The organism is Brevundimonas sp. (assembly GCF_032017145.1).
Taxonomy (GTDB): Bacteria; Pseudomonadota; Alphaproteobacteria; order Caulobacterales; family Caulobacteraceae; genus Brevundimonas.
Window position 1 is genome coordinate 1 of record NZ_DALZQC010000179.1, and the last position, 3,514, is coordinate 3,514.

Sequence of the window (3,514 nt, forward strand, 5' to 3'; positions counted from 1 at the left end):
GGCGGCGCTGGCGGCGACGCCGCGTTTGTCGATGCGCAGGGTGGCGACGCCCTGGTCCGCCAGCCCCTCGGCCAGCAGGCGATAGGTCGAGGCCGCGACGCCGAGCGGGCTGTTTCCATCGCGATCCGTCGGACCGGAACCGGGCAGGATGACCGCCACGGCCGAGGCGCCGGGTGGGGTCAGCAGGGTTCCGTGCAGCGGGGCGGGCTGGGACGGAAGGACGACCTCGGTGGCGACAGGGCCGGTCAGAGAGGCGAGGGCGGAGGCGGCGGCGAGGGTGAACATGAGCGGTCTCCTTGCGGGCGGGTCAGAAGCGTTGGCGGTTCGGATCGGCGCGCCAGACGCGCCAGCTTTCGAAGGTCGAGAGCGCGGCGCTGATCAGCGCCCCGCCGATCAGGGCGTAGGTCCCGGCTGGCTGGCTGAGCCAGGGGGCGCCGATCAGGCCGGCCAGACCCAAAAGGCAGAACAGACGCCCGGCCAGGCGATTGGAGCGGTCCCAGGCCAGGCGGCTCTTGTAGCTCCATGGCGTACGGACCCCGACCAGCGGATTGGGCGCGACCCGACCGAGGAAGGCGCCCGTGACCAGAAGGATCAGCGAGAGGCCGCCCATCATAACGGCCGGGCCGGTCTCGGCCGTGGTCTGGCCCAGCCCCGCCCAGCTCATCGACAGGCCGATGGCGGCGAAGATGAACAGGGCGACACCCTGGCCGATCCGCATCGAACGGCGACGGGCGGCGTCGCCGGTCGCCTCGGCTTGCAGGGCGGCAAGGCCCAGGCCGGCGGCGGCGATGAAGCCAATCAGCGTCATGCCGCCCAGGGCGGTGGCGAACTCGACGCGGCTTCCCCAGCGGTCGACCTGCCAGTCGCCGTTCCAATGCAGCGGGATCGGCGTGGTCGGCCCTAGCAGCGCGACATAGGCGGCGAACCCCGCCTGGACGACGAAGACAGCAACCGTCAGATGGTCCAGCGGCGACAGACGGCGCGTCATCGGCGCGGCGCCTTGGCGGCGTGAGGCAGGGGGCTGGCGGCCTGGCCGGTTCCGGCGATGTCCATCAGGAAGGCCATGGCCTCCTCGACGGCGGAAATCTCCAGGCGATAGCGGATGGTCTGGCCGTCGCGTTCGGGGCTGACCAGGCCGGCCTCCTTCAGGGCGTTCAGGTGGCCGGTGATGGTGGGCCAGCTCATGTCGAAGGCGGCGGCGATGTCGCCGGAAGCCAGAGGACCGGCGCGCAGCATGGCGACGATGCGGCGGCGGACGGGATGGGCCAGGGCCTTCAACAGGGTGTTCATAGGCGTATTCCTAATTAGGAAGTTGGCTAAATGCAAGTGATGGATCGGCGGTCGATGGAGACTTTTCAGGATGACGAGGAGGGGAGGGGTGGTGTCTGGTTAGATCGAGAAGCTGACGCCGCAGCCGCAGCTGGAGGCGGCGTTGGGGTTTCTGACGACGAACTGGGCGCCGGCCAGTTCGTCGATGAAGGCGATCTCGGCGTTCTTCAGGAAGGGGACCGAGACGGGATCGACCAAGGCGGCCTGGCCGTCGCATTCGACGCGCAGGTCGTCGTCCTGGGCCGTCTCGACCAGTTCGAACCGATACTGAAAGCCCGAGCAGCCGCCGCCGTCGACCGCGACGCGCAGCATCAGCGTGCGCCCCTCGGCCGCGCCCAGTTTCGCCAGACGCCTGGCGGCGCTGGCGGCCAGAACGATGCCCTCCGGCGCGCGCGCGGCGACGGTGAAGGCGGGTGTGGACGGTTCTGTGGATTGGACGGTGCTCACGGCTGTCTATATGAGGCGCGCAAGGGCGTTCGCAAAGGGCCGCCCGCATCAAACCAGCCTCAAAGTTGATGACTTGAGCCAGATCGAACTCGCCACCTACGCCGAACGGGCCAGCCAGACCAAGGGGCGCCGCTTCTTCGAGCCGCCCAGCCGCACGCGCACCGCCTTTGCGCGCGACCGGGACCGGATCATCCATGCGACGGCGTTTCGTCGGCTGAAGGAGAAGACCCAGGTCTTCGTGGCGCACGAGGGCGACCATTACCGCACCCGCCTGACCCATTCGCTGGAAGTGGCCCAGATCGCGCGGTCGCTGGCCCATGCGCTGAGGCTGGACGACGATCTGGCCGAGACCATCGCCCTGGCCCACGACCTGGGCCATCCGCCCTTCGCCCATGCGGGGGAGGACGAGCTGGTGGTGCAGATGGCCGGCTATGGCGGCTTCGACCACAACGTCCAGAGTTTCCGCGTTGTGACCGCGCTGGAGAACCGCTATCCGCAGTTCGACGGGCTGAACCTGAGCTGGGAGACGGTCGAAGGGGTCATCAAGCACAACGGCCCGGTGTCGCACCGGCTGGAGGAGCCAGCCTGGTCGGTGGTGCGGCCCTATGCGGCCGGGGGCGAGGCGGGCTGGGACCTGCGGCTGGACACCTTCGCCTCGTTGGAGGCCCAGTGCGCCGCCATCGCCGACGACATCGCCTACAACAACCACGACGTGGACGACGGGGTGCAGGCGGGGCTGTTCACCCTGGCGGACCTGGCCCAGGTGCCGCTGATCGGGCCGATGCTGGCCGAGGCGCGGCGCGACTGGCCCGAAATCGACGAGCGGATGCTGCGGATCGAGGCCGTGCGGCGCATGATCGGGGTGATGGTCGAGGATGTGCTGGCCGAGACGCAGGCCCGGCTGGCGCAGGACCGGATCGTCACGACCGAGGACGTGCGCGTCGCCAGGCGGACGATGGTGGACTTCTCGGCCGGGATGCACGCCGATCTGGCGATTCTGAGGAAGTTCCTGTTCGAGCGGATGTATCGCCATTACCGCGTCAACCGCACGCGCAGCCAGGCGCGGCGGGTGCTGTCGCAGTTGTTCGAACTGTTCATGGCCGAGCCGGAGGTGATGCCCCCGGAATGGGGGGCGCCGGCGATGACCGACGACCGGACCCAGCGGGCGCGCGCCGTCTGCGACTATATCGCCGGCATGACCGACCGCTATGCGATAGAAGTCCACCAGAAATTGTTCAGCCTCGACCTGGCGCTCGATCTGTGATTCGAAAGACGGACGCGGGGGCGTAAAGTGAACGTTCGGCGCCCGATTCGCGCCGGACAGACGGCGGAGCGCGACCATGTCATTCGAAGACGACAACAAGCCGGGCCGGGGCGCCTATACGCCTCCCACCGACGACGACCTGCCCTTCCGCCGCAACTCCTATGATCCGCGCAGCGGCCGCAATGTCGGTTCGGGCGGGGGCAAGGCGCCGCCGGTGACGTTGATCGTCAGCGCGGTGGTCCTGCTGCTGCTGATCGTGGCGGTGATCTTCTTCTATCGTTCCGGGATGCGCGCCTCGACCGACGCGCCGCCGGCGGTGGGCCAGCCCGTGGGCGAGATGAAGACGCCTGCGCCTATCGACGCCCAGCCCATCGACCCGGCCGCCGGCGTGCGCGTCTATCGCGACGAGACGGAGACGACGGACGCGCCCGTGACCTTCACCCCGCCGCCCGAAACGCCCCAGCCGCGCCCGGC

4 protein-coding genes and 2 pseudogenes are annotated in these 3,514 nt (G+C 69.2%); 2 read left to right on the forward strand and 4 right to left on the reverse strand.

Annotated features, from left to right (window positions below; translation table 11 throughout):
* From RTU05_RS17450 to erpA, 4 genes and pseudogenes are all read right to left on the reverse strand, one after another.
* Positions 1–285: pseudogene (locus RTU05_RS17450) on the reverse strand (alpha/beta hydrolase); the annotation flags it as partial.
* A gap of 22 nt (positions 286–307) precedes the next feature.
* Positions 308–988: an SdpI family protein gene (locus tag RTU05_RS17455; RefSeq protein ID WP_312599574.1), complete on the reverse strand. Its 681-nt coding sequence runs from the start codon at positions 986–988 to the stop codon at positions 308–310.
* Complete coding sequence (locus RTU05_RS17460; protein ID WP_312599575.1) at positions 985–1,290, reverse strand: metalloregulator ArsR/SmtB family transcription factor; 306 nt, start codon at positions 1,288–1,290, stop codon at positions 985–987. Before RTU05_RS17460 ends, RTU05_RS17455 begins: the two co-directional genes overlap by 4 nt.
* Positions 1,291–1,389: 99 nt before the next feature.
* Positions 1,390–1,707, reverse strand: coding sequence for an iron-sulfur cluster insertion protein ErpA (erpA, locus tag RTU05_RS17465; protein WP_312599577.1), 318 nt, complete (start codon positions 1,705–1,707; stop codon positions 1,390–1,392).
* Between the two features lie 142 nt (positions 1,708–1,849).
* On the opposite strand from erpA, the gene RTU05_RS17470 reads away from it, so the two are divergent.
* Together RTU05_RS17470 and RTU05_RS17475 are read left to right on the forward strand one after the other, a co-directional pair.
* The gene (locus RTU05_RS17470; protein WP_312599576.1) at positions 1,850–3,040 is read left to right on the forward strand and encodes a deoxyguanosinetriphosphate triphosphohydrolase; all 1,191 of its coding nucleotides are present in this window, start codon (positions 1,850–1,852) and stop codon (positions 3,038–3,040) included.
* 76 nt (positions 3,041–3,116) lie between these two features.
* A pseudogene (locus RTU05_RS17475) lies at positions 3,117–3,514 on the forward strand (SPOR domain-containing protein); the annotation flags it as partial.

Coding starts and splice junctions, on each gene's coding strand:
- RTU05_RS17455 (WP_312599574.1), bottom strand. CDS start 988: ATGACGCGCCGTCTGTCGCCGCTGGACCATCTGACGGTTGCTGTCTTC.
- RTU05_RS17460 (WP_312599575.1), bottom strand. CDS start 1,290: ATGAACACCCTGTTGAAGGCCCTGGCCCATCCCGTCCGCCGCCGCATC.